Here is a 25,179-nt window from a genome sequence, read left to right as displayed (position 1 = left end):
CAATTTAAACTTTTCTTTTTTTCCCACTTCGGGAAGAATAACATAAAAAGGAGGACCCAATATGAACATAGATATCATTGGAGATATCCATGGCTGTTACGCAGAATTTGAAGAACTCACCGGAAAATTAGGCTACAATTGGAATTCCGGAGTCCCTGTTCACCCTGATGGCAGGCAGCTTGCTTTTGTCGGAGATTTGACTGATCGAGGGCCAGAATCACTAAAGACAACGGAACTGGTCTGGGAATTAGTCAGGAATAGGAAGTTTGCATTCTATGTTCCAGGAAACCACTGTAATAAACTGTACCGGTACCTGCTAGGAAACAAAGTGCAAACGAAACATGGCCTCGAAACGACTGTTTCTGAATTTTTGTCTCTGAATCAGGCACAAAAGGATTCTTTCCGTGACAAATTCGTTGGCTTATATGAGTCAGCTCCTTTATATCATGTTCTCGACCAGGGAAAACTTGTAATAGCACACGCAGGTATCCGTGAAGATTACATAGGAAAAAACAATTCAAAAGTTAAAACTTTTGTCCTTTACGGTGACATCACCGGCCAAAACAATGCAGATGGAACACCCGTAAGACGTGATTGGGCGAGGAATTATCAAGGAAATACAATCATTGTTTATGGGCATACACCGGTTAAAGAACCAAGAGTCCTTAATAATACTTACAATATAGATACAGGAGCTGTGTTTGGAGGAGCATTGACAGCTTTACGATATCCAGAAATAGAGCTGGTATCTGTTCCTTCATCGATGCCATATGTACCTGAAAAATTTCGGGAGATAGAATAGTACCCCTAAATCGAAAAAAGCTAACCAATTGGTTAGCTTTTTTCCTGTTACTTGCTGATAAACATTTGGGTCCAATAGTTCCCTTCACTTGTATGCCCAACACCGATATGTGTGAAGTTAGGACTCAAAATGTTCTTTCTATGGCCTTCGCTGTTCATCCATGCGTTTACAACTTCCTCAGCACTTCGCTGACCCATGGCGATGTTCTCACCGGCAGACTTGTAAGAAACTCCAAAATCCCTCATCATATCAAACGGCGAACCATATGTCGGGCTTGTATGTGAAAAGTAATTTTTAGCTTGCATATCATTCGATTTTTCCTGTGCCACATTGCTTAACGCTGTATCTGGCTGGAGATTTCCCAATCCATTTTTCCTGCGCTGTTCATTCGTTAAGTCAATCACCCTAGCTTCAAAAGCACTGATTTCAGTACCAGTCGGAGTAGCTTTTTGCTCTGGTGCTGGTGCAGCCTCCTGAGTTGGTGCCGGAGCTGCTTCTCTTTCCGGTGCCGGAGCTGCTCCCTGCTCAGGTGCCGGGACTGTATCTTTATCAGGTGCTGGAACTGCTCTTGGTGTAGGGGCTGGGGCTGGCGCCGCTCCCTGGTTAGGTGCAGGTGCAGGTGCAGCTCCCTGGTTCAATTCTGGTATGTCGACACCAGTACGGCGTTGTAATTCCGCAAGCATTTTATCTAGATCAGCTTGCTGCTCCTCCGTCAATTTCAGCCTTCCCTTGTTCATTTCCATATGAGGATATTTCGAACTAGGTATTCCCGTGCTATAAGAGTTCGGGTCGATTGTGATAAATCCTTTACCATTTGGCATTTGCATTATTTCACTTGTTGCATCCTCGCCATTTAGAGTATTTCTTTTAGCTGCATTTATTTCTGCTCTGCGTTTTTGTTGCTTCATTCTATTTGCGTCATTGTCCCAATAACCTGTTCGGTCATTTCCAAGGGTTGTCATTCTGTTGTCACGTAAATCCATCGCTTCATCATTATTGTTATTGCAGGCTGCAAGGCCTAACAACATGACAGCTGATAAAGTAATTATTTTTCCATGTTTATATATGCTCAACTGTTCTTTCCTCCTTGAGATTTCATTTATTACTTCCTTATGTTTTGTATTTGGCTGGGGAAATATAAAATGAAAAATCTGAGAGAAATGTAAAAAGGCAAATCGTTTAAAACGACCTGCCTTTCTCAAGCACTTCCTTCATATCCTCTGGAAGGCTTGCTGTGAAATGTAATTCTTTTTGCAAAAAAGAATGGAAAAAGGTTAGTTCCCGGCAATGCAAAGCTTGTCTGGAAATCTTGTCTTTTGTACCGCCATATAAAGTATCACCCAGCAGAGGATGCCCTATATAACTGGTGTGCACTCTGATTTGATGGGTCCTGCCTGTTAGAAGTCTCAGTTTAATATGTGTAAAATCACCATATCGCTTCTTTACCTCAAACAATGTACAGGCGTATTGGCCCTCGTGGTTAACTTCCCTTTCGATGATGCTGTCATGTTTTCTGGCAATCGGCTCTTCGATTTTACCTTCATTCTCATGTACCGTACCTTCAGCTAATGCTTCATAACTCCGCTTAACACCGCCGGATTTTTGCTGCTTGCTGAATAAATGATGGACATGGCTGTGTTTCGCTATCAGCACAAGACCGGATGTATCCCTGTCAAGTCTGGTGACAATATGGGTCGTTGCGGATATACCTCTGCTTTCATAATAACCGATAAGCCCGTTCGCCAAGCTGCCGTGTGGATGCTCCCTCGATGGAATCGTATTCATTCCTGATGGTTTATTGACCACCAGTAAATAATCATCCTCATAAACAATCGAAAGCGGGATTTCCTCCCCCATCAAACCCTCAGATGGTACTTCAAGAGGAAATTCCACTCTGACATGATCTCCGTTATCCAGTATGTACCTGACATTTACCTCCTGGCTGTTCACTGAAATAAAACCGCCCTTGAACTTTATGTCAGTAAGCGCTGATTTGGAAATTTCCTTTTCCTTGAGGTATTCTCTAACCATTTTGCCCTGGTCAGCTGCCTCAGCTGTAAATTCCAATGTGAAGTTTTTCGCCATATTAGCGACTCCTGTCGTTCTCATTTCTTTTAAAAAATACTTTCAATAAAAATCAGAATATGGAATATATTGGTCTGCCTTGTTTTCTTGCTCTTCAATACATTGTGTCCCCAGTATTGAAACACTATCTGCACCCTAGATCTCTGACATTTTGGCCTTATTCTGTCTCCAAAATGTCCATTAATCGCTGGTTCTTAGACATTTTAGACGCTCTTCATCTCCAAAATGTCTATTAATCGCTTGTTCTTAGACATTTTAGACGATATCCATCTCCAAAATGTCTATTAATCGCTTGTTCTTAGACATTTTAGGCGCTCTCCATCCCCGAAATGTCTATTAAACGCTGGTTCTTAGACATTTTAGACGATATCCATCTCCAAAATGTCTATTAATCGCTGGTTCTTAGACATTTTAGACGATAACCATCTCCGAAATGTCTATTAATCGCTTGTTCTTAGACATTTTAGGCGCTCTCCATCCCCGAAATGTCTATTAATCGCTTGTTCTTAGACATTTTAGACGATATCCATCTCCTAAATGTCTATTAATCGCTTGTTCTTAGACATTTTAGACGATATCCACCTCGAAAATGTCTATTAAACGCTGATTCTTAGACATTTTAGACGCTCTTCATCTCCGAAATGTCTATTAAAACGCTGGTTTCTTAACATTTTAGCTACTTGAGCTGCTCTTTAGTCACTGTCAGAAATAAACGAATCATGTACCCTTTTCCAGAATGGGAATGGCCTAAAGCGTGCGAATCGGATCTTTTCATCCGCAACCCGGAATTGGATTGATTTAACGTCCTTATGCAGAAGTGTCAAATGGTCAACCGTCACCTGGAAATCGGGTCTATTAACCGGTTTTAGTGTACAGGTATGATGATCAGGAAGGATCAACGGCGATCCCACTGTCCGGAAGACGCGGTTGTTGATGGATGCCATCTCCGCAACCTGGATAGCTCTTAGTGACGGGTGCAGAATCGCACCGCCTAATGCTTTATTGTAGGCTGTGCTTCCTGATGGCGTGGATACACATAAACCATCTCCACGGAAGCGTTCAAAATGCTGGCCTCTGATTTCAACATCCATGACAAGGGTGCCCTCAACAGATTTGACTGTCGATTCATTCAGGGCGAGATACCTTGTTTCTCTGCCGCCATGCTGGTACCTGATGATTACCTCAAGCAGCGGATATTCAATCACCTGATATGGTGTTTTGGCCACGGCAATGACAAGCTTTTCAATTTCTTCAGGAACCCAGTCAGCATAAAAGCCAAGGTGCCCGGTATGTACTCCAATGAATGCTGTTTTGTCCAGCCTGCTGCTGTATCTATGGAAGGCATACAAAAGCGTGCCATCTCCTCCCACTGAGATACAAAGATCGGGCTGGTCTTCATCATATTGTAAATCAAAGTCCAAAAGATATGTCCTCATTTTATGCATTAATGTATTGGACCTGGAATCCCCTTTTGAAGTGATCGCAAATTTCATATAATCAAACACCCCTGCATTTCGGATTTAAACTATTTCTTTCCATCCTGCTGCATTTCTTTTTTCCTTGTAAAAAAAGCCTGAGCATCCTGGATTTCTCCCCTGATTGTCGACATTTCTTCATCGAGCCTGAATGCGGCCTCGGCTGCGCGCTGAAGCCTGATTTTAATGTCCTCAGGAAAAAGCCCTTTATATTTATAATTCAGCGAATGCTCCACTGTTGCCCAGAAATTCATCGCCAATGTTCTAATCTGGATTTCTGCCAGTATCTTTCTTTCACCCCGGATTGTCTGGACTGGATAGCGGATTACGACATGATAGGAGCGGTAGCCGCTCGCTTTTTTATGCGAGATATAATCCCTCTCCTCGACAATCTCAAAATCATTCCGGCTCCTCAATAATTCAACCACTGTCTTGATGTCATCCACGAACTGGCACATGATCCTCAAGCCGGCAATATCCTGCATTTCTGATTCGAGCTTATCAAGTGAAATGCCTTTTTGATGAGCCTTATCAAGAATGCTCGCTATAGGCTTTACCCTCCCAGTGACAAATTCAATCGGGGAATGGTCGGAATGGAGTTCATATTGGCTCCTGATTCCCTTTAGCTTTACCTTCAATTCTTCAACAGCGTGCTTATAAGGTTCTAAAAATTGATCCCAGTGTTTCACATCAGTCACCCCATCCGGTTCTATTCACGAAAGCCTAAGCAGAGGGTGCGATAAAAACCTGTTCCACTTTCGTGACCATTTCCTCTCCATAATTGCTGTTGCCAGTTATATTCGCAATCAAATATTCCATTTCACCATGGAAGCTTTCCAATTTAAGTTTGCCTCCATCATTTGTTAAAAACGTTTCTATTCCAGCCTGGAGACCTTCCTGAATAACACTCCAAGTGTCCACTGGAATGGTGACATACTGATATCCATCTTCTTTATCAACAATATAAATAAAAGATAATTGATCGGAATCAACAAGCATTTGCCCTGTTGCGGCAAAATCTCCAAGGTCTGTCTCTATGTCTGTAGACAGAAGTAACTCATTATTTTCTATTTTTGCATCTGTAATTAAAATTTTTTGGCTCATTTCTTCAACCTCCATAATCTTTTTTATTTTATCATATCGAACCATTTTCTACTAAGGATTGAAGCCAACATGATTTAACGAGATAATAAGATCAGCTTATTGGAAAGGGCGGACAGATGTGAGCCAGAATATCGAAATCGAATTCAAGAACATGCTGACAGAGGAAGAATTCCACTTCCTTGAAAAATACTTTAAAATCGAGCCAGAGCAATTCAAAAAACAGATTAATCATTATTTTGATACGAATTCCTTCACCTTGAAGGATCATGGTTCTGCTTTGCGAATCAGGGAAAAAGAATCCCAGTTTGAAATGACTTTAAAGCAGCCTGCCGAACTGGGTTTGCTAGAAACGAACCAGATGATAACGACTAGCCAGACTGAGGAAGCTTTGTCAACCGGGAAGCTGCCAGAAGGTGAAGTAAAAGACGCTGTTGGAAGTTTAATCGAAGATACAGAGCCTTTACAATACTTCGGGTCTCTCACCACCGTGCGCGCCGAAGTTGAGTACAAAGAAGGATTGCTTGTTCTGGACCATAGTTACTATTTAAATGCAGAAGATTATGAGCTAGAATATGAAGTGACGAATGAGTCAGCAGGATATAAGGTTTTCACCAAATTATTGGAAGACCTAAAAATCCCTATTAGACCGACCGATAATAAAATTAAAAGATTTTACGCTGCAAAATATAACCTTTTACAAGAATAGACCAGGCAGGAGAATCATGATGAATGTTGACCAGTTAAAAGTCATGCTTGAATTGCAGGCACTTCAAAACTTCAACCAGCCAACCAGCCAATCTGGAAACGGCCTTTTTCAGGAAATACTTTCTGGCATCCTTAGTGACCAAAGCAATGCTCTTGGTGCCACTGCAACAAGGCTGGAAGAGTTATTTGACAACGCGCAAATTGCAGTTAACAATTTTGATTTAGCAAAACAGAACATTGGGCAAATGTTGCCGCCTATTCAACTGACGAAAGTGGCTGCCAAAAGCAATGCTGATTTTGATGGTATAATTGATAAGGCTGCTGCCATTTTCAATATTCCAGCCAAGCTCATTAAGTCTGTCATTCAAAAGGAATCGAATTTTAATCCAAATGCCGTAAGCCATGCAGGTGCTTCAGGGCTGATGCAATTGATGCCTGCGACAGCCAGGGGCCTCGGCGTTAAAAATGCATTTGATCCAGCGGAGAATATACTCGCAGGAAGTAAATACCTTCGTCAAATGCTCGACAGGTATGACAATAATATAGAGCTCGCGCTTGCAGCATATAATGCTGGACCGGGAAATGTAGACAAATATGGGGGAATCCCTCCATTTAAAGAAACGCAAAACTATGTACGGAAAGTCACGGATGTCTTTTACGGATAAAAGGCAGCTTTAAAAGGATAATATTCCCATTGGTTTTGACCGCCTGTCAGTGGTAACAGGCGGCCTTTTTGTGTACATTAGTAAAGCAATCACTAATTAGCCAGTTTTTATAGAACTCAAGACGATTTGTTTGAGATATAAATTTAGCATTGCTACAATAAATAGCATAACTATCAAAGCAGAATGAAATTTCTAAAATCTATTTTAAAAGGAGTTATCAATATGGTTGAGAATAAGACCTTACCATTCGAAGCCATTGGCGAAGGGACACTTCACCGGCTGGTTGATGCTTTTTACCACCGCGTTGGAATGCATCCTGATCTTGCTCCTATATTCCCGGATGACTTAACAGAAACTGCGCGAAAACAAAAGCAGTTTTTAACTCAATATTTAGGAGGTCCACCCTTATATACCAATGAACATGGCCATCCTATGCTCCGCGCAAGACATTTGCCGTTCGAAATCACGCCGGTCAGGGCGACAGCCTGGCTTGCCTGTATGGCTGAGGCCATGGATGAAGTGGGGCTGGATGGACCTGTAAGGGAAGATTTTTACGCAAGACTTTATCTGACCGCCCAGCATATGATCAATACACCAGATGATGAAACTGGTGATAACACATGAAACTGAGTCGGGAAAACCTTTTGAGCTATGACCTATCAGAGTTTTGCCATAGCTTAGATAAAAAACCTATAGAAATTTATATGTTTGTCGACCCGCTCTGTCCGGAATGCTGGGCACTAGAACCAATCATCAAAAAGCTCCAAATCGAATATGGCAATTATTTTTCTATTCGCCATGTTTTAAGCGGGAAACTTGCCACATTGAACATGAGCAGAAAAAAGCGTTATGAAACGATTGCGGAGCTTTGGGAAAAAACAGCGAGCAGAACAGGAATGTCATGTGACGGATCACTGTGGTTTGAAAACCCAGTGTCATCCCCCTATTTGGCTTCAATTGCTATAAAATCAGCTGAGCTTCAGGGGAGAAAGAAAGGCATCAGATTCTTGAGAAAGCTTCAAGAAGTCCTATTTCTTGAAAAACAGAATGTCTCGAACTTCGAGGTGTTAAAGAATTGCGCAAGAAGCGTCGGATTAGACGTAGAGGAATTCGTAACCGACATTCATTCTGAAACAGCCGCAAAAGCATTTCAGTGCGATTTAAAAATAACGAATGAAATGGATGTCCAGGAAATCCCGACATTCGTCTTTTTTAACGCGAATGTTGAAGAGGAAGGCATTAAGATTACCGGTCTTTACCCATATGAGGTATACGTCCAGATTCTTGAAGAAATGCTGCAGGAAAAACCTGAAGCGACCAAGCCGCCGATCATTGAACAATTTCTGAAACAGTACAAAATGGTTGCCTCTAAGGAAGTCGCCGTTGTATATGACATGACTGTTCAACAGGCCGAGAAGGAATTAAAGAAATTAATGCTAAAACAAAAAGTCGAACAAATCCCCGCTAAATATGGGGTGTTCTGGCGATATCTTGAAGGATGACCGTGCATTTGCACGGTTTTTTTATTTGAAGGCGTCCCCTAGTTTCGAAACTGGATTAAATAAAGAACATTAAAATGAGCTTGGTCGAAATAATAGAAAAAGTGGTCGATAAAATTAAAAATTCGCCAATATAATTCGAAATGTGGTCGAAAAAATTAAGTATTCGCCAATATATCTTGTAAAGTGGTCGATATACTTAGTTTTCATCACTTCTTCCTCTGTTTTTCACCTAATTATGTAAGGATTATGCGTCGATACACAGAAAAAGGCCTTGCAGCTCTCCAACTGCAAGGCCTTTTCACTATTTTTTATACGAACAAAGGGGATGGGAGAAATTTTTCACGGTCAAACAAAGGGGTAAATGTTTGCTTGTGATCAACTTCACGACATAAATATATCATATCCATGCTCCCTATCACAATATCCTTGTGTGTTATTTCACAATATTGTCAAATCCCATTCATGAATGCCTGGACTGAAGCATATAAATGAATTATAAAGCTATACGGAGTGATTCAATTGGATAAAATAGGTCTTTCCCTTATGGCGCTGTTCATACTTTTTTCATTTATTCTTCATATTTTAGGATTAATGCATATCTTACCCTTGTATCTTACATCCCCTATCCTGTTTCTGGCATTATTTATTTTACTGATATATTTAAATCACCGAAAAAAGTTCAAAGGCTTTTAAGGCTCCTTTCAAAGAGGCTACTAAGCCTATGAGTCGTTTTTGACTTTTGGTAGTTTTAGCAGGTAAAAAACCGGCCGCAAACTCTTCGGCCGGTTTCGTTATTTTATGAAAGCAATGCTTCCATTTCGTTTAGCTTTTCTTCGAAGACTTTCAATGCTTCCTCGATTGGTTTCGAACTTGTCATATCGACGCCTGCTTTTTTCAGTACTTCGATTGGATAATCTGAGCTGCCTGATTTTAAGAAATCAATATATCGTTCAACAGCCGGCTGCCCTTCTTCAAGGATTTGTTTGCTCAACGCAGTCGCCGCACTGAAGCCAGTCGCATATTGGTATACATAATAATTGTAGTAGAAATGCGGTATTCTTGACCATTCAAGACCGATTTCTTCATCAATCATGATATCCTCTTCACCGAAATACTTTTTGTTGAGCTCGTAGTAGTCCTTTGTCAGTGAATCAGCTGTTAATGCTTCGTTATTCTGTGCCTTTTGGTGAATCATATGTTCAAATTCAGCGAACATCGTCTGTCTGAATACGGTTCCCCTGAAGCCTTCAAGGTAATGATTCAAAAGATACAGACGCTTCTGCTCATCATCAATTGTTTTTAACATATAGTCATTCAGTAACGCCTCATTGCAAGTAGACGCCACTTCAGCAACGAAAATCGAGTAGTTGCCGTATGGATATGGCTGTGTCTTTCTTGTGTAGTAGCTGTGCACGGAATGTCCGAACTCGTGAGCCAGTGTAAACAAGTTATTTACATTGTCTTGCCAGTTCATCAGGATATACGGATTTGTGCCATACGCACCTGAAGAATATGCTCCGCTGCGCTTTCCTTTATTCTCATATACATCTACCCAACGATTTTCAAAGCCCTCTTGAAGAACATGATTATATTCCTCTCCAAGTGGCGCTAAGCCTTTTAGGACATACTCTTTAGCTTCCTCATATGGGATTTCCATTTTCACATTTTTCACTAATGGTGTATATAGGTCATACATATGAAGCTTTTCCAGACCTAATACCTTCCTGCGCAGCTTTACATATCTGTGCAGCAGGTGCAAATTGTCATTCACAGTATTCACAAGGTTCTCATAGACACTTTCAGGAATATTATTCGCAGCAAGTGCGGCATGCCTTGCAGAGTCATATTTGCGAATCCTTGCATTGAAATTATCTTTTTTGATATTTCCGCTCAACGTGCTGGCGAAGGTATTTTTAAAGCTGCCATATGTTTTGTAAACAGCTTTGAAAGCATCCTCACGAACCCTGCGATCCTCGCTTTCAAGGAACCGGATGTAGCGGCCATGTGTGATTTCCACTTCTTCTCCGTTCTCGTCCTTGATTGAAGGGAATTCTAAATCAGCATTGTTTAGCATACCAAATGTATTGGAAGGTGAGCTCATGACCTCTGAAGCCTGAGCGAGAAGCGCTTCCTCTTCAGCGGATAGGACATGCGGACGCTGAAGGTTGATTTCCTCCAATGCATGTTCATAAAGCTTCAACTCTTCTTTTTCATTCAAGAAGCCTTTTATTTTCTCTTCATCAACAGCGAGAATTTCTGGTACGATGTAGGCAAGCCCGCTTGCCGCTTGAGAATACAGATTCTTGATGCGGTCATCAAGACCCTGATAGTAGGAGTTCGTTGTATCCTGGTCATAGCGCATATGTGCGTATGTATAAAGCCTTCCAAGACGCTCAAGCAATTTATCCTGCAATTGGAGTGCGGTATATAGTTGTTCAGCACTTTCACCAAGCTTGCCCTGATACTCCTGAACAGAAGGGATTAAGCCTTTAACTTCATTAAATTCTTTTTCCCATTGCTCATCATTCGCAAAAATATCCTCAAGTCTCCACGTATTCTCTGTGGCAGCCTCATCCCTTGCTGGTAATTTTTTTACTGCAGATTCGTTTGACATATGATCCTCCTTACAACATTTCGGAATTCGAAAAACTTTTCTAGTAACATATATTCGCTAATGTTTTCTTATTTCCTTCAATAAAATTAAATAAGGAAAAAGTTTTTCATTTTGAATGGCTCCATTGTAACTACCTTATTTTACGCAGGTATTTCACATTTCATGTTATTGGAATATTGATTCTGTAATTTCATTTTGATACTTGGTGAAAAAGTTGGCTTCTGCAATGATTTGTTCGTCAATTGAATTTGGGATAATGATTTCCCTGAGCACTTTCACTGTACCTGAGTCAATTCTTTCCAAGTATGACACCTTTGTTAAAAGAAATACGTACTCTGCAAGAGCGTACCAATGGTCTCTTTGCCCAGCAACAGGCAAGATTCGAAGTTTGATTTCTCTCCTTCTTAAACGCTTATCAAAGGCTGACCGGATCCTTGAATAATATATGATATCCCCCTTTTGATATTGCCGGAATACATCGAGGTAAAGATATGTCTGCCAGATGAATGAAGGTGTTTCGATATTAGGACTCGAGTGGACAGGCAGGCCAATTTCGGATGGAAGTGTAAGAAGACTGAGGTGATTTCTATAGAGTTCTTTTAGGAATGGATTTTGCCATGCTCTAGGAGAAGTTAAGTAGCGTGACTTCAGTCTTTGGTTTTCAGTTTGCCAGGTCTTCAAGAAGGCGAACGGCTTCTCAGTTGGGTTCAGAAGCTCCTCTACTGATAACTGATTTAGAGACTGTACTTCAAAATTTGTGATTGTCTTTCTAGAAGTGATTGGAATGGCTCCATGCAGATTTATGAATTGGTCGGTAATCGGGCAAAAAGCCGGAATATTCCACGAGTCCCCGGGTCGCCGAATGAAAAGATAGAGGAAGTTATTGATTGATGCAACATGATTCGTTTTACGCTTAATCAGGCTCTCTGCAGCAACCCAAATTGGAATGACTCCATGATCAAAATAGGTTTGGGTTCTTTTTTCGAAAATCTCTGCGGGTATGACTGAACATTGGAATTCAATCGCGTATTTTTTATTCTGAAACTCGAAAGCAATGTCCGGTTTCTGCTTCATTTGTTGGTCAAAGTGTTCAAGTTTAGGATTGATTCCTTGCCTCTTCAGCCAATTATAAAGCTTTAGCTTACCGGATAGATGATATTCAGATTCACGGTCATACTCAAATTGACAGCTGCCTCCTGCCAAATGGGAAAAGTGCCAAATCTTCTTGCTCCCTAGTTTCATGACCACTTCTTCACCGCATTCCGGACAGTGGAATTTTTCTCTCAACCTGATCTCAATTAAATCATTTTTTTCCCACCTTTCACCAAGTGATAATCTTTCACCATCGCTTTTATTCGCAACTAGCACATTCTTTGCGCCTCCTTTCACCATGAAATATTCGAGCCAATTGAGTTAATACCTTTTTTATAGAAAAAAGTTTATAAAACGTTCACATATAAGAACAAAAATCGCAAGCGCTTCGTTCAGCCCCGACAAGCGCTGCCCGCCTTATAGCGCCACGACCTCCCAAAAGCTAACGCTTTTGGTCGTGCGATGAATCGCTTCGAAGCTTTCCTTGTCCTGTGGCTGGCGGGTCTAGCACATCGTGTGCCACGGAGGGCCGGCCGGTGAAGTCGTTCTTTGACTTCATTGGGCTGACCGAAATTGAAATGTATAGCCGACTGCCCAGAAACGCAGAAAGTGGAGACTCCGACAAAGAAGCGCTTTTTGCTTCTGCCGACGGAGTTGAAGTTTCGGAGTTTCTAGGAGGCGAAACTAGACAAATCGAAATGCGGAGGCGACTGCCCAACTCCGAAGCGTCTCGAGGAGTTAGGAGCCGCAGCTAGACAAGCAACTCGAGGGGCTAGGCGCTGAAGCTGGAGCTGGATAAGACCCCCTACATGTAGTTATCCACAACTAGATAATTTTATAATTTCCTAAACAATAAGAAAAACCCGGATTTGGGTCCGGGCTTCTAGAGCATTGGCGAAAGGAGTCTCGACGTGGATTCGAGAAGTCTGTAGCCAATGTGGCGTTTACTAAAATCATCCATGACAATCTCTGTTGAGTCGAGGACATCATTTTCGTATTCTTTCACAAGTTTCGCAGTGCTGCTGGTTTTATAAAGGAAGGCGTTAACTTCGAAATTCAAATGGAAACTTCTCATATCCATATTTGATGTCCCGATTGAAGCCAGCTCGCTGTCGACAATGACGATTTTGCTGTGCATGAAGCCCTTTTCGTATTCATAAATCTTCACACCAGCTTCGAGCAGCTCAGGAAAATATGACCTCGAAGCAAAGAACACGATTTTTTTATCTGGCCGCTTTGGTACAAGGAGCCTGACATCCAAGCCACTGAGGGCCGCAACTTTAATTGCGCTGAAAATGTCTTCATCAGGGATGAAATAAGGCGACGCAATCCAAACAGACTTATCAGCTGAAGAAATCATCGAAAAGAAAATATTCTTTATGACACTCCATTCATTGTCAGGTCCTCCGGCAATCATTTGCACCCCACCATGAGTGTTATCCTGCAGGGCTGGCGAGAGATAATCCGAGGTCAAAAAGCTTTTATTCGTCATGTAGTACCAATCTTGAAGGAAGATCAGCTGCAGGCTCCTTACTGCTTCTCCTTTTGCCATTAGATGCGTGTCTCGCCAAAAACCGAAGCCTTTGTCCCTGCCAAGGTATTCATCGCCAATATTCAGGCCACCGACAAAACCAACGGTCCCATCAATGACAATGATTTTTCTGTGATTCCTGAAATTGAACTTACTGTTCAGGAACGGCAGGCGGACAGGACCAAATTCAACCACTTCTACCCCCGCTTCACTCAGATCAGAAATATATTTTTTCGAGAGTTTCCAGGAACCAACAGAGTCATACAGGAACCTGACCCTTACTCCTTTTCTTGCTTTGCTGATTAAGACATCCTTAATTTCTTCACCGATTTCATCATGACGGACAATGTAATATTCCATGTGTATGTGGTGGGCAGCTTTTTTTAGCTCTCTAAGAATATGGCTAAATGTCTCATCACCATTTGTCAGCACCTTTGTGGAGGTAGCAAAGGATATAGGGCTGTTCCCGAGCTTCTGGGCAAGGGTGAACAAGCGACGATGGTCCTCTTCCATATCGAGCATCCTTGCCTTGTTGACCCTTTCCGAGTCCCCTTCAATTTTTGAAAAAGCTTTTTTATCTAGAAAGTATTTATGCCGGAACATCTTTTCTTTTCGTTTATTCCTGCCGAATAAGAGATAAAAAATAAAACCCACAACCGGAAAGCCGCCAAGTACGACGATCCAGGTCAATGTCTGGGCTGGATGGCGATTCTCGAGAAATATCACAAAGCTGATAAAGATGACTGTGAGCGACATAAATATACTGATATATCCAAGATAAGCTGCATCCAGTTTTTCATAAAACAAATAATAGATGCCTGCCAGGATTAATAAAAACGTTATGATCTGCACTGTGTTCTTCATTGTTACCACCTGTTTTCTCTCTCTGGATTTTTCATTTAATCAGGGTTGGGAACTATCGTTATATATACGTTTCTATTAAGTAAAGGGATTCATACAAATTATATCAAAAAAGCACTAGCGCCCCGACAAGTGCTGGAGCTGGATTAAAAAAGCCGATTTCATCTCTGAAATCGGCCTGCAATCATGAAAAATGTTTTCTTATGACACTAAACACATCTTCTCCAATAATCTTATTACCGTATTCATCGAGACGGTGAATCGTAACTGTCGACTCCTGCCCATACTCTAGAAGAACGCTTAGTATATTGTCAATTTCCTCTTCATCTTCAAAATCCTGCTCAGGGAACTCAATGTATAAGTAATACTTGTCTTCATTGCTGTATAAACTTGTTTTTACTTTGTCGAGTCCCGGACGTTTTGAAAGTGCGATGACATCTTCGAAATCCTTGAAATACAGCAGGAATTCTAAATCATCCTCGAAGGCAGAATCATCGTCATCAATCCCTTTTGGGTTGAATTGATGGTCAAGCAGCTCTTCAATCCGTTCATCGACTGGCAGATCCTTTAGTTTATCGTTTGGAAGCGGCAGTTCAAACTTGGGACCGTCCTTCGATAACTGTGCCTTTGTCACTAAAACCTCCAGACCTTTTTCCAGAGCCTGAACCTGGATCCATAAGGGACCTTCCACTGCAAACTCTTCCTCGGCGTGGACTTCATCCATCATCTCCCAGAAAAGCTCTTCACTGCGATCACGGTTATACCAGATTTCCTCCCGGTCAAACCCGCGCTCCTCTATGTCCATATATGAAATATAGAACTTAACCGTATTTTCATTAATACGCTCGATTTCCATTCGCTTTCTCTCCCTTCCAGGCAAAGATTTGAAGGGACTAAATACCCCCAAAAAAGCAGTTGGTCTTTATCATTTACCCTTAATAAATAAGCCCAAATCACCTTGATTTACAAAGGGACTGTGTAAAAAGAAATAAAGAATCTTGTACTTTCATTTTATGTTATATTAAGCCATTTTGGAAACAAAATATACACCCATTTTTATAAAAGGCTAATGAATGAGTTTGTCTAAGTGGACTTACTGTTGAACATGATGCGGGGATCGTATGAATGCGCTGCTTTTGTCGCAGGTTCTCGTCCCTTCAACTACAATCGATCAAGTTACCCCAAAAGTAATTGGTCTTTAACATACTATAAAATTTAAAGTATTCTTTACATTTTAGCAGAAAAGCACCAATAGTTCAATTTGTCTGCACGGCCAGTCGAACATTAGGGGGATTCTTCCATGAAAAAAAAGCCCCCAAAAGGGAGCTCTTATAGCAATAAAGTTTAAGTTTAATTTACTAAACGCTGAGCCTCGCGCAATTGGAAAGTACGCACTTTTCGTGGCAGGAAGCGTCTGATTTCATCTTCATTGTATCCAACCTGCAGGCGCTTTTCATCAATGATGATCGGACGGCGAAGCAAGCCTGGATTTTCTTTGATAACCTCATAAAGTTCTTGTAGAGGCATGTTTTCTAAATTCACATCAAGCTTTTGGAAAGTCTTCGATCGGGTAGAAATGATTTCATCCGTACCATCTTCGGTCATACGAAGAATTTCCTTTATTTCATCAATAGATAAAGGCTCTGAGAATATGTTTCTTTCCGAATATGGAATCTCATGTTCTTCAAGCCATGACTTTGCCTTTCTGCAAGAGGTACAACTTGGTGAAGTGTATAAAGTGACCATTGGTAATTCACACTCCCTTAGATTTACTTATATATTATTTGCTGCGAATGAGCTGTCATTTCTTAAATAATAATAAGTTTAATTTTATAATTCATATTGTTTATTATACACCAAGGATTAAATAAAAGGTATCCCTTTTCATAAATTATTCCGGGTAGTTATGTAAGGATATTTTACTCTTCTCTATATATAACGAACGAAATTGAAAAAAGTTTCAATGAAATTTATTATTTTTCATCACCCTCTGATCCAATCTATATAAATATTCGTACAATTCCATCTAGGTGTGTCCGTAAGAGTTTCAATTTCATAACTTAATTATATTTACCCGGGTGCGCAAAACTTAAACCTAAATATTTAAAAAAGTTTTATTCTCAATTAAACCAACAAAAATGAAAACGCAACCAATTTAGAAACACTGGTTGCGCTCGTGAATTAGATATCCTGGAGTAAATCATCCCGTTTCTCTTCCACAGTTAATACTTCATCAACTGGTTGGTATGATTCCCCATAAAACTTTTCGTCTTTATAAGTATGAATCATATTGTAGGTCTTCTTCATCGCTTCATATACTAAATCTTCAGAAGCCTCGTCTGGTGACCAGTAAAGAATTTCCATCTCATTAATTTCCTTCGTTGCCAGCGACCGACGTCTGTAACCTATTGTCCTGGCATGCTCGAAGCCTTCCCGCTTGTAAAAGCGAAGGCGTTTTTCAGTATCTGTATCCTCATAATTAACTGGTTCAACTTCAAGGATAATCGGCTTGCCTTTTTGCTTAAGCTTCTCGATCAATTTATGGCCAAGTCCCTGTCCTCGCGTCGACTTAGCAACAAAAAGGTAATCGATGAAAACAAAATCATCTGTTTCAACATACATAAGGACATGGCCTGGTCCTTCATCCTTATGATAAATTTCCGGACGTTCCTTTAAAAGCGTCTCCATATGTTCCTTTGATTTCATTTCCTCAATCGGGAAATACTGATTTAATTTTTCATACCAATGCATTGCTTATCTCCTTTTCAATTTTATTCCATCCCGATAAGCACCCAGCTTTTCTTATATAAACATGATCTAAATACTTGTATTATTTTTTCTTTATAAAGTTCTTTTAATACACCGGCAATTCTTTTAAAATAAAGATATACGGGGATCATGAATTATATTTATCACAATGTCACTTTCTAGACTAAGTGAAAAAAAAGGTGGAGGTTTATCATGGGCGGTTACATAATGGATTTGACTATCGTTGCTTTACTGATCGTGGGTATTACCGCAACAATTGGTGTAATTACCAATGGATTAGGAACCAGGTTCTTTAGTGGAAATAAAAGAAATGAATTCGTCGATCAATCAACTAGTTTACAAACTGGTTGGAAAAATGTTGGCGGCAGCAAGAAGTAATCCACATCCCATCTATTATTATAACTTATTTTCATATTGATAATCTAATGATATGAAAAAGCCTGAAATGACTTTGCTCATTTCAGGCTTTTTTAAATTATGGTGTGTAATCAACATTGGGTGAGTATCTGTTGCTTGCATTCCACAATAAATATTCGTTTATCCCTTGATCCTTTAATGCCCTGATTTGATCTTCGACTTCCTTTTTTCCATATACAAGGTAGTTTCCACTGCCTAACCAGGATGCTGTGAAATCCTGCAGCCAAGGACGTGATACAGGCGGCGTCTTTAATTCAGCAAGTTTTTGTTTTTCCATTTTTGCGTATTCCTCAACGAGACGGTATGGCTCTGTGTCAGGCCTGGCAATCCCAAAATACGAAGTCCAATGGCTTGGATAAATCATTGAAGATATAACATCAACATTCTCGGAGATTTTCGAGAAGTTCTGTCCTATTCCTGGAGCTTCAGGAAGTGTTGCTGTATATCCAAAGATATCCACTGATACTTTTACGTCGTATGGCTTTAGTTCTTTCCGAGCATAGGCCACGAAATCAGTAACCGCTTTGACCCGTTTTTGTACATTATCCATTTCTACATCCTTATAGTCCCCCATGGAATATTGAAGTGTAGCATCCCTCTTTTCAAATCCCTCAGGGAAACGGACGTAATCGAACTGGATTTCCTGGAAACCCATCTTTGCAGCTTCGATTGCAATCTGTACATTGTAATCCCATACTTCTTTTATGAATGGATTTACGAACGATTCACCTCTGCCATTTTTCCAAACCTGATTCCCATCTTTATATGACCATTCCGGCTTCTTGTTTGCAAGAGCTGTATCTTTAAAAACTACTACCCTTGCGATAGGATAAATCTGTTTTTCTTCCAAAGTCTTTAACAACTTTTCGGGATCTTTAATATAAGGCTTTCCGATATCTTTAAAAGGAGAATTTTCATCTGGTTTATATGTAAGATATCCATGGTCTTCTTTTATATCGATAACCATTGCATTTAAATCGGTCTCATCAATTAGTTTGGTAAGACTATTAAACCTTTCTCCTCCTGCTGAGTTCCCAGTAACATAAATTCCCCTTACAGCATCAGGATATTCAAATGTATAACCTGAATCAAATTTGAATCTTGGCATCTGCTCAGGTACTTCCCTAACCAATGATTGATGTTCCCTGATCGGGAGTTTCTCTGTTTCTAGTGCTTTTGATTCTGCAAATCCTGTACCTCCTGCTTGCGAAAAAGAGGCAGCCAATAATGCTGCTGCTGCGATTTTTTTAAACTGCACAAACACCTCTCCTTTCAAAAAATATGCTCACTCAAAGTAGTAGCTATCATTTAATATTATTATCTATAAATCTATTTTACCCACTTTCGACAGATTTAGATATTATAGATTAATTTTTTTATTTGGAATTTATTCCCTCCAACTTAAATAACCTTTATTTCCCAAATTAACTATTCAAGAAAAAAGAAAAAACGATCTCAAAATAAGAGATCGTTAAAGTTATTTTACATATTGCTGCTGATATTGCTTCATTTCCTTTTCAGAGCAATAGACATAGTGCCCCGGAGCTACTTCACGCATTTTCACTTCTTCACCGTCTGCATACTGATGCACATTTGGATCGTAAGTTTTACGTCGGCGTGTGCGCTCAGATTCAGGATCTGGAAGCGGAATCGCTGAAAGCAAGGATTGAGTGTATGGATGAAGCGGATTTTTGTATAGTTCTTCTGCAGTAGTTAACTCAACCAGCTTTCCGAAGTACATTACCCCAATTCGGTCACTGATATATTTTACCATTGAAAGGTCATGCGCGATAAACAAGTATGTTAAACCTTTTTCACGCTGCAGTTTCTTCATCAGGTTGACAACCTGCGCCTGGATGGAAACGTCTAGAGCGGAAATTGGTTCGTCTGCGATAATAAATTCCGGCTGCACGGCAAGGGCACGTGCAATCCCGATACGCTGCCTTTGTCCACCTGAAAACTCATGAGGATAACGGTTGGCGTGTTCTCTATTTAAGCCAACTGTTTCTAGCAGTTCATATACCATTTCCATTCTTTCTTGCTTGCTTTTTGCCAGGCCGTGAATATCGATGCCTTCAGCAATAACATCGGATACTTTCATCCTTGGGTTCAAGGAAGCATAAGGATCCTGGAAAATCATTTGCATACTTCTGTTGAATTTCTTCAGATCTTTTTTGTTCTTCTTGCCGTGTACGTTTTCTCCCTTGTAAAGGACATCTCCATCTGTCGCTTCATAAAGCCTGATGATTGTTCGGCCAGTCGTGGACTTTCCACATCCTGATTCTCCAACCAATCCAAGAGTTTCTCCTTTAAAGATATCAAAAGTAATTCCGTCAATCGCTTTTACTTCATTCGGTTGACCCATATTGAAGTATTGCTTCAGATTCTTTATTTCAAGAAGCTTTTCTCTATTTTCCATCAGCCAGTCCTCCTCCTACAGTTATTTCGTGTCCAAGAATTTGCGCATTCTGCTCTTCACAGCTTCCGGTGGTTCTACCTTAGGAGCATCTGGATGCAACAGCCATGTAGCAGCATAATGTGTATCAGACACTTTAAACATTGGAGGCTGTTCTTCTAGGTCGATTTCCATTGCAAATTCATTACGAGGCGCAAAAGCATCACCTTTTGGCGGATGCAATAAGTTTGGCGGTGTACCAGGAATTGCGTAAAGTTCTTCTTCTTTAGCATCAAGGCTTGGCATTGAGCTGATCAATCCCCAAGTATACGGATGTTGCGGATTGTAGAAGACTTCATCCACCGTACCGATTTCAACAATTTTACCACCATACATTACAGCAACACGGTCAGCTACGTTAGCAACCACACCAAGGTCATGAGTAATGAAAATGATTGAAGTGTCAATTTTTTTCTGCAAATCTTTCATCAATTCCAAAATCTGCGCCTGGATTGTTACATCCAATGCTGTTGTCGGTTCATCAGCAATAAGAACCTTTGGATTACATGCCAAAGCAATCGCGATAACAACCCTCTGTCTCATACCGCCTGAAAATTGGTGCGGGTATTGCTTGATACGTAATTCAGGTTTCGGGATACCTACCAGCTTCAACAGCTGAACCGCACGCTCTTTTGCCGCTGATTTACTCATATTTTGGTGCTTGATCAAAGGTTCCATGATCTGCTTTCCAACAGCCATTGTTGGATTTAAAGAGGTCATTGGATCCTGGAAAATCATCGAAATATCCTGCCCGCGGATTTTCTGCATTTGCTTGTCGGTCAATTTTGCTAAGTCTTTACCTTCAAACAATATTTCACCCTGTTTGATTTCGGAATTTCCTGGAGGCAGCAATCTCATGATTGCTTTAGTCGTTACTGATTTTCCTGATCCCGACTCTCCAACTATTGCAAGGGTTTCTCCCTTTTTCAAATCAAAGTTGACACCGCGGATTGCTTTAACTTCGCCCGCGAATGTGTGGAAGGAGATATTTAAATCCTTAACTTCTAAAATATTTTCCATAATACATTCACCTGCCCTTTAATCGCGCATTTTCGGATCAAGCGCATCGCGCAATCCGTCTGCCAGCATATTGAACGTTATCATGATGATACTGATGATAACAGCTGGAATTATCATCTCATGTGGGTGTAATCTTAGCACTTTAAAACCTTCATCAATCAATGTACCCAACGATGCATATGGATCCTGAAGACCAAGACCGATAAAGCTCAAGAATGCTTCAAAGAATACTGCATTTGGGATTGTGAACATTGTATTGATAATAATGACACCAGCAAGGTTTGGCAATAAGTGTTTAGATATGATTTTGCCGTTACTGTTACCGAGAGTTTTAGATGCAAGTACAAACTCCTGTTCCTTAAGCTTAAGAGTCTGGGCACGTACAACACGGGCCATACCTACCCAACCTGTTATTGTCAGGGCTACGGTAATGGAAATAATACCTGGCTGCAAGACAAGGATCATTAAGATAACAACGATCATTAGAGGTATACCTACAAGGATTTCAGTGATCCTTTGCATGACATTATCCAATCGTCCGCCATAGTATCCTGAAATGGCACCGTACGCAACACCAATGATCATATCAATCACTGCCGCTAGAAAAGCAATATAAAGTGAAATTTGAGTACCTTTCCATACACGTGTAAATAAGTCACGTCCAAGCGCATCCGTACCAAACCAATAGTATTCATCAACTTTTTTGACTTCATACATATCGATTTCTTTACCGGCCTTGTTGGTCTTCATACCATCAAACGGAAGCCAGCTGATGTTTTCAAGCCCCTGTATTTTAGGAGGTAAATTATTATGTGCTACTTTTTGAGTATCAAATTCTTTTCCACTGATCAATGGACCAAGGAAAGCCATTAAGATCACTATTGCCATAATAATTAAGCTTACAAGGGCACCTTTGTTTTTACGTACACGCATCCAAGCATCCTGCCAGAAGGTTAAGCTTGGCCTGTTAATTTCCTCGCTTTTAGCCGAATCTATTTCTGCAGGCCTAAAACGATCTTTTGGAATGTTTGATTCAAAATCAGCCATTACTTATTACCTCCAGACAGCCTGATACGTGGATCGATAATTCCATAAAGAATATCCACAACTAGGATGATAACTACAAATAATGCAGCAAATAAAATGGTTGTTCCCATAATTACAGGGTAATCATTTACTGTAATAGATTTTACGAACTGTTCACCAAGACCAGGGATCGCAAAAATCTTCTCAATAACTAATGAACCTGTCATCAATGAAATGGCCAATGGTCCTAAAACCGTTACCAATGGGATTAATGCATTTCTTAAAGCATGCTTAAATGCAATCTCGAAGAAACTTGCACCTTTTGCCTTAGCCAGCATGATATAGTCTGACCCTAATACTTCAATCATTTCCGTTCTCATAAAACGGGCAGCAATGGCAATCGGAAGCATTGCGAGAGCAATAGTAGGCAGAACTGTATACTCAAATCCACGCCAGAAAAGAACTGGGAACCAGCCCAATTTAACTCCGACAAAATATTGGAGCAATCCTGCAAATACGAAGTTAGGAATTGACTTACCTAATACTGCGACAAAAGTAGAACTATAATCGACCCATGAGTTCTGCCTTAAAGCAGCTAATATCCCAAGCACAATTCCTACTATCGTTCCGAGTAACATCGCCTGGGCACCTAGTTGCATAGATGGCCCTAACCGTTTGAACATCAGGTCTGTAACCGGTGTGTTATTGAACTGGAAGGAAATACCGAGATCCCCTTGTAACAAGTTGCCAATGTACTTAGCATATTGTACAGGTACCGGCTGGTCGAGTCCATATTTCGCCTTCATGATTTCCATTTGTGCAGGCCCCAATTTATTCGCACTTGCAAAAGGCGTACCAGGAATAATTTTCATTAAGAAAAATGTAAGGGACGCAATGATGAAAAGAGTCAAAAACATGTAAAGTACCCTTTTTAACAGGTATTTTGCCATATGGGTGCACCTCCTGTATTATTTCAATTTTCCCTATTGTTCGACAAATGCTTTACAGGGAAAAAGAGAGTATATGTACATATACTCTCTTTCTACCCTCAGAATTATTACACTCTGAAATAAGAAACTGCTTTAGTTATTATTCTTCGCCTTCGATTGTTACCCACTGGAATGAGTAGTCAGGACCGTAGTTGTAGATCGCAAGTCCTTTAACATTCGGGTTAAGAAGGATGTTAGCAGCACGTTGGTATACAGGTGCTAGACCAGCATCTTCTTCAAGCATGATTCTTTCAGCTTCTTGCTGTGCTTCCCACTGAGCTTTTTCATCAGTAGCAAGTTTGCCTTGAGCATCTTTAATCAACTGATCGTATTGCTTATTTGAGTAACCCATTCTGTTACTTCCGCCGTCAGTGATCCAAAGGTCAGTGAACGACAATGCGTTACCATAGTCAGGACCCCATCCTGCGAATTGAAGATCGTAATCCATAGCGTTGTCACGCTCTAGACGTACTGCGAAAGGAACACTTTCAAGGTTGATAGTCAAGCCAGGAAGGTTTGTTTCTAATTGGTTCTTGATGTAAGCATCAGTTTTCTTAGCTGCTTCAGTGTCTCCACCAAGGTAGCGAAGTTCTAACTTATCTACACCTAGTTCCTTTAGACCTTGCTCCCAATATTTCTTAGCTTCTTCAGCATTGAAAGAGATAATATCGCCATTCTTTTCACGGAAATCTTCTCCATCAAGAGTTACGAAATCTTTTGGTACGAAGTAGTTAGCAGCTACTGAACCGTTGTTCAGGATGCTGTTAGTAAGGTCTTCTTTGTTGAAGCCCATTGCGATTGCTTTACGGATGTTCACGTTAGCAAGTGCTTCGTTCTTTTGGTTCATTTTGATCCAGAATACTACAGCTTCCATCCAGCTAAGCATACGCTCGTCACCTTCGTATGAAGGAACGATATCAGAAGAAAGCAATCCAGTCATGTCTGTCTCGCCTGCTTCAAATGCGTTTACAGCAGAGTTAGAATCTTTAACGACGTTTACAGTGATCTTTTCAAGTGTAACCTGGTCAGCATTGTGGTAATCAGGGTTTTTAGCAAGTACCCACTCAGTAGCGTCAGTACCTTCCCATTTTTCCATTACGAATGGACCGTTGTAAAGTAAGTTTTCAGCATTGCTTGCGAAAGCTTCGCCCTTTTCTTCAACAAACTTCTGGTTTTGAGGATAGAATGTTGGGAAAGCGAAAAGGTCTTGCCAGTAAGCGATTGGCTTTTCAAGAGTTACTTCCAAAGTCTTGTCGTCAATTGCTTTAACGCCAAGTGTGTTTAGGTCGTATTCTTTCTTAGCAGCACCAAGTTCTGTGATTTCTGCAGCACCCTTGATTTTTCCGCCCATCATGTAAGGGCCGTAAGGAGAACCAGTTGCAGGGTCAATTGCACGCTGCCAAGCATACACGAAATCGTGAGCTGTTACAGCCTCGCCATTAGACCATTTTGAATCGATAAGCTTGAAAGTGTAAACAAGGTTATCATCAGAGATTTCAGGTTCGCCATCTGCAAGTGCAGGAACTGGCTTGTGGTTCTGGTCAAGGCGGTATAGACCCTCACCTACGTTGTTTATGTAAGTGAAACTTGTAGAACCTTCAGCTAGGACTGTGTCCATTGTTGGGATTTCAGAAGAATCCAACATTCTTAATTCTTGTGGTACGTTAGCAGTTTCGCCAGTTGTACCTTCGCCATCTTCTGGCTTTTCTTCTCCAGCATTGTTATCTCCGCCGCTACAAGCAGACAGGATTAACGAGAATACTAGAGTCAAAATCAATAGCAATGAAAATTTTGACTTTTTCAAAGTTATGCCCCCTCTTTATTAATGTTTTCTGAAAACTTTTTACATTCCCTATTATACATAGATTAATTTAAATGTTCAATATTTTTGCGAGAAAAATTTACAACTTTGAAACAATAGTAATAAATTCCCTTCTTGATTTGTGGTATAATGGTGACTTATAAGCCTTTCTCAAGCAAAATCAAGGAGTAATCTGTTGTAATATTTGTTTTTTTTCGAAGGTTTATTCAATAAATTACTTTCATGAAATAACAATATAAGGGAGA

At 40.5% G+C, this 25,179-nt stretch carries 24 protein-coding genes; 7 read left to right on the top strand and 17 right to left on the bottom strand.

Annotated features, from left to right (window positions below; genetic code table 11):
- Positions 1-61: 61 nt before the first annotated feature.
- Entirely contained in the window at positions 62-802 is a 741-nt protein-coding gene (gene prpE, locus DYI25_RS01555; protein WP_213366206.1) for a bis(5'-nucleosyl)-tetraphosphatase PrpE, read from the top strand.
- A 47-nt stretch (positions 803-849) separates the two neighbouring features.
- Here the strand turns inward: prpE and DYI25_RS01550 are convergent, their stop codons facing one another.
- From DYI25_RS01550 to DYI25_RS01530, 5 genes are all read right to left on the bottom strand, one after another.
- Positions 850-1,875: a CAP domain-containing protein gene (locus DYI25_RS01550; RefSeq protein ID WP_249745208.1), complete on the bottom strand. Its 1,026-nt coding sequence runs from the start codon at positions 1,873-1,875 to the stop codon at positions 850-852.
- A gap of 106 nt (positions 1,876-1,981) precedes the next feature.
- A complete protein-coding gene (locus tag DYI25_RS01545; RefSeq protein ID WP_213366203.1) occupies positions 1,982-2,887 on the bottom strand; it encodes an RluA family pseudouridine synthase in 906 nt (301 codons plus the stop codon).
- 692 nt (positions 2,888-3,579) lie between these two features.
- Positions 3,580-4,380, bottom strand: a complete 801-nt coding sequence (locus DYI25_RS01540) for an NAD kinase (RefSeq protein ID WP_213366200.1) — start codon at positions 4,378-4,380, stop codon at positions 3,580-3,582.
- A 32-nt stretch (positions 4,381-4,412) separates the two neighbouring features.
- Positions 4,413-5,051, bottom strand: coding sequence for a GTP pyrophosphokinase (locus DYI25_RS01535; RefSeq protein ID WP_192472293.1), 639 nt, complete (start codon positions 5,049-5,051; stop codon positions 4,413-4,415).
- A 34-nt stretch (positions 5,052-5,085) separates the two neighbouring features.
- Complete coding sequence (locus DYI25_RS01530) at positions 5,086-5,466, bottom strand: hypothetical protein (RefSeq protein WP_213366197.1); 381 nt, start codon at positions 5,464-5,466, stop codon at positions 5,086-5,088.
- 118 nt (positions 5,467-5,584) lie between these two features.
- On the opposite strand from DYI25_RS01530, the gene DYI25_RS01525 reads away from it, so the two are divergent.
- The 4 genes from DYI25_RS01525 (at position 5,585) to DYI25_RS01510 (ending at position 8,338) form a co-directional block, all read left to right on the top strand.
- On the top strand, positions 5,585-6,172 hold the full coding sequence (locus DYI25_RS01525; protein ID WP_213366194.1) for a CYTH domain-containing protein: 588 nt from the start codon (positions 5,585-5,587) through the stop codon (positions 6,170-6,172).
- Between the two features lie 19 nt (positions 6,173-6,191).
- The gene (locus DYI25_RS01520; RefSeq protein ID WP_213369327.1) at positions 6,192-6,836 is read left to right on the top strand and encodes a lytic transglycosylase domain-containing protein; all 645 of its coding nucleotides are present in this window, start codon (positions 6,192-6,194) and stop codon (positions 6,834-6,836) included.
- Positions 6,837-7,058: 222 nt separating this feature from the next.
- Positions 7,059-7,460 carry a globin gene (locus tag DYI25_RS01515; protein ID WP_213366191.1) on the top strand — a complete coding sequence of 134 codons (402 nt, stop codon included), beginning with the start codon at positions 7,059-7,061 and terminating at the stop codon, positions 7,458-7,460.
- Positions 7,457-8,338 (top strand): ClpXP adapter SpxH family protein, encoded by an 882-nt coding sequence (locus DYI25_RS01510; RefSeq protein ID WP_213366188.1) that lies wholly within the window; start codon positions 7,457-7,459, stop codon positions 8,336-8,338. Before DYI25_RS01515 ends, DYI25_RS01510 begins: the two co-directional genes overlap by 4 nt.
- A 796-nt stretch (positions 8,339-9,134) precedes the next feature.
- On the opposite strand, the gene pepF is transcribed toward DYI25_RS01510, so the two are convergent.
- Positions 9,135-10,952, bottom strand: a complete 1,818-nt coding sequence (gene pepF, locus DYI25_RS01505) for an oligoendopeptidase F (RefSeq protein ID WP_213366185.1) — start codon at positions 10,950-10,952, stop codon at positions 9,135-9,137.
- 165 nt (positions 10,953-11,117) lie between these two features.
- Positions 11,118-12,320, bottom strand: a complete 1,203-nt coding sequence (locus DYI25_RS01500; protein WP_213366183.1) for a competence protein CoiA — start codon at positions 12,318-12,320, stop codon at positions 11,118-11,120.
- Between the two features lie 260 nt (positions 12,321-12,580).
- On the opposite strand from DYI25_RS01500, the gene DYI25_RS01495 reads away from it, so the two are divergent.
- Positions 12,581-12,799, top strand: a complete 219-nt coding sequence (locus tag DYI25_RS01495; protein ID WP_213366180.1) for a hypothetical protein — start codon at positions 12,581-12,583, stop codon at positions 12,797-12,799.
- A gap of 128 nt (positions 12,800-12,927) precedes the next feature.
- On the opposite strand, the gene cls is transcribed toward DYI25_RS01495, so the two are convergent.
- The 4 genes from cls to DYI25_RS01475 form a co-directional block, all read right to left on the bottom strand.
- Positions 12,928-14,439 (bottom strand): cardiolipin synthase, encoded by a 1,512-nt coding sequence (gene cls, locus DYI25_RS01490; protein WP_213366177.1) that lies wholly within the window; start codon positions 14,437-14,439, stop codon positions 12,928-12,930.
- A 181-nt stretch (positions 14,440-14,620) separates the two neighbouring features.
- On the bottom strand, positions 14,621-15,292 hold the full coding sequence (gene mecA, locus DYI25_RS01485; RefSeq protein WP_213366174.1) for an adaptor protein MecA: 672 nt from the start codon (positions 15,290-15,292) through the stop codon (positions 14,621-14,623).
- Between the two features lie 494 nt (positions 15,293-15,786).
- A complete protein-coding gene (gene spxA / locus DYI25_RS01480; protein WP_213366171.1) occupies positions 15,787-16,182 on the bottom strand; it encodes a transcriptional regulator SpxA in 396 nt (131 codons plus the stop codon).
- A 435-nt stretch (positions 16,183-16,617) separates the two neighbouring features.
- On the bottom strand, positions 16,618-17,187 hold the full coding sequence (locus DYI25_RS01475) for a GNAT family N-acetyltransferase (protein WP_213366168.1): 570 nt from the start codon (positions 17,185-17,187) through the stop codon (positions 16,618-16,620).
- A 210-nt stretch (positions 17,188-17,397) separates the two neighbouring features.
- On the opposite strand from DYI25_RS01475, the gene DYI25_RS01470 reads away from it, so the two are divergent.
- Positions 17,398-17,583, top strand: coding sequence for a hypothetical protein (locus DYI25_RS01470; RefSeq protein ID WP_213366166.1), 186 nt, complete (start codon positions 17,398-17,400; stop codon positions 17,581-17,583).
- 97 nt (positions 17,584-17,680) lie between these two features.
- On the opposite strand, the gene DYI25_RS01465 is transcribed toward DYI25_RS01470, so the two are convergent.
- The 6 genes from DYI25_RS01465 to DYI25_RS01440 form a co-directional block, all read right to left on the bottom strand.
- A complete protein-coding gene (locus DYI25_RS01465) occupies positions 17,681-18,880 on the bottom strand; it encodes a putative glycoside hydrolase (protein WP_342032462.1) in 1,200 nt (399 codons plus the stop codon).
- Positions 18,881-19,099: 219 nt separating this feature from the next.
- On the bottom strand, positions 19,100-20,041 hold the full coding sequence (locus DYI25_RS01460; RefSeq protein WP_213366163.1) for an ABC transporter ATP-binding protein: 942 nt from the start codon (positions 20,039-20,041) through the stop codon (positions 19,100-19,102).
- A gap of 21 nt (positions 20,042-20,062) precedes the next feature.
- A complete protein-coding gene (locus DYI25_RS01455; RefSeq protein ID WP_213366160.1) occupies positions 20,063-21,097 on the bottom strand; it encodes an ABC transporter ATP-binding protein in 1,035 nt (344 codons plus the stop codon).
- 18 nt (positions 21,098-21,115) lie between these two features.
- Positions 21,116-22,144, bottom strand: a complete 1,029-nt coding sequence (opp3C, locus tag DYI25_RS01450; RefSeq protein ID WP_213366157.1) for an oligopeptide ABC transporter permease — start codon at positions 22,142-22,144, stop codon at positions 21,116-21,118.
- Complete coding sequence (gene opp3b / locus DYI25_RS01445) at positions 22,144-23,073, bottom strand: oligopeptide ABC transporter permease (protein WP_213366154.1); 930 nt, start codon at positions 23,071-23,073, stop codon at positions 22,144-22,146. Before opp3b ends, opp3C begins: the two co-directional genes overlap by 1 nt.
- A 139-nt stretch (positions 23,074-23,212) precedes the next feature.
- Positions 23,213-24,916 (bottom strand): peptide ABC transporter substrate-binding protein, encoded by a 1,704-nt coding sequence (locus DYI25_RS01440; RefSeq protein WP_213366151.1) that lies wholly within the window; start codon positions 24,914-24,916, stop codon positions 23,213-23,215.
- Positions 24,917-25,179 lie beyond the last annotated feature (263 nt).

The sequence above is a fragment of the Mesobacillus boroniphilus genome (assembly GCF_018424685.1).
GTDB classification, from domain to species: domain Bacteria; phylum Bacillota; class Bacilli; order Bacillales; family Cytobacillaceae; genus Mesobacillus; species Mesobacillus boroniphilus_A.
The sequence above is the reverse complement of the archived record's forward strand: the minus strand, read 5'-3'. Positions and strand labels throughout refer to the sequence as shown.

What these genes read in the sequence shown, in the direction of transcription:
- DYI25_RS01530 (WP_213366197.1), bottom strand. Translation starts at nt 5,466, where the DNA reads ATGAGCCAAAAAATTTTAATTACAGATGCAAAAATAGAAAATAATGAG.
- DYI25_RS01515 (WP_213366191.1), top strand. Translation starts at nt 7,059, where the DNA reads ATGGTTGAGAATAAGACCTTACCATTCGAAGCCATTGGCGAAGGGACA.
- opp3C (WP_213366157.1), bottom strand. Translation starts at nt 22,144, where the DNA reads ATGGCTGATTTTGAATCAAACATTCCAAAAGATCGTTTTAGGCCTGCA.
- DYI25_RS01545 (WP_213366203.1), bottom strand. Translation starts at nt 2,887, where the DNA reads ATGGCGAAAAACTTCACATTGGAATTTACAGCTGAGGCAGCTGACCAG.
- spxA (WP_213366171.1), bottom strand. Translation starts at nt 16,182, where the DNA reads ATGGTCACTTTATACACTTCACCAAGTTGTACCTCTTGCAGAAAGGCA.
- prpE (WP_213366206.1), top strand. Translation starts at nt 62, where the DNA reads ATGAACATAGATATCATTGGAGATATCCATGGCTGTTACGCAGAATTT.
- DYI25_RS01510 (WP_213366188.1), top strand. Translation starts at nt 7,457, where the DNA reads ATGAAACTGAGTCGGGAAAACCTTTTGAGCTATGACCTATCAGAGTTT.
- DYI25_RS01475 (WP_213366168.1), bottom strand. Translation starts at nt 17,187, where the DNA reads ATGCATTGGTATGAAAAATTAAATCAGTATTTCCCGATTGAGGAAATG.
- pepF (WP_213366185.1), bottom strand. Translation starts at nt 10,952, where the DNA reads ATGTCAAACGAATCTGCAGTAAAAAAATTACCAGCAAGGGATGAGGCT.
- mecA (WP_213366174.1), bottom strand. Translation starts at nt 15,292, where the DNA reads ATGGAAATCGAGCGTATTAATGAAAATACGGTTAAGTTCTATATTTCA.
- opp3b (WP_213366154.1), bottom strand. Translation starts at nt 23,073, where the DNA reads ATGGCAAAATACCTGTTAAAAAGGGTACTTTACATGTTTTTGACTCTT.
- DYI25_RS01455 (WP_213366160.1), bottom strand. Translation starts at nt 21,097, where the DNA reads ATGGAAAATATTTTAGAAGTTAAGGATTTAAATATCTCCTTCCACACA.
- DYI25_RS01540 (WP_213366200.1), bottom strand. Translation starts at nt 4,380, where the DNA reads ATGAAATTTGCGATCACTTCAAAAGGGGATTCCAGGTCCAATACATTA.
- DYI25_RS01470 (WP_213366166.1), top strand. Translation starts at nt 17,398, where the DNA reads ATGGGCGGTTACATAATGGATTTGACTATCGTTGCTTTACTGATCGTG.
- DYI25_RS01520 (WP_213369327.1), top strand. Translation starts at nt 6,192, where the DNA reads ATGAATGTTGACCAGTTAAAAGTCATGCTTGAATTGCAGGCACTTCAA.
- DYI25_RS01460 (WP_213366163.1), bottom strand. Translation starts at nt 20,041, where the DNA reads ATGGAAAATAGAGAAAAGCTTCTTGAAATAAAGAATCTGAAGCAATAC.
- cls (WP_213366177.1), bottom strand. Translation starts at nt 14,439, where the DNA reads ATGAAGAACACAGTGCAGATCATAACGTTTTTATTAATCCTGGCAGGC.